Below are 230 nucleotides of genomic sequence, written 5' to 3'. Positions count from 1 at the left end.
GGCTTGCCGGACTTGCCCGCGGGGGCGGGCGTCGGCAGGGGCGGGCGCGGGCCGGGCGGCGGGGCGGCCGGACCGGGCCGGGGGACGGCCGGGGAGTCCAGCGCCTCGGGGCCGGGCCAGCGCGGGGTCTCTTCGGCGCCCACGGGCACGGTGCCCAGCGCGGGACCGCCGGTGGGGCCGGAGGGGCCGACGGGGCCGGAGGGCTCGGTGAAGGCGGGGAAGGCCTCGGT

At 84.8% G+C, this 230-nt stretch carries 1 pseudogene; it reads right to left on the bottom strand.

From position 1 onward, the window contains the following. A pseudogene (locus VR44_RS37430) lies at window positions 1-230 on the bottom strand (hypothetical protein); the annotation flags it as partial.

The organism is Streptomyces katrae, from assembly GCF_000966975.1.
Taxonomy (GTDB): Bacteria; Actinomycetota; Actinomycetes; order Streptomycetales; family Streptomycetaceae; genus Streptomyces; species Streptomyces katrae.
The sequence above is the reverse complement of the archived record's forward strand: the minus strand, read 5'-3'. Positions and strand labels throughout refer to the sequence as shown.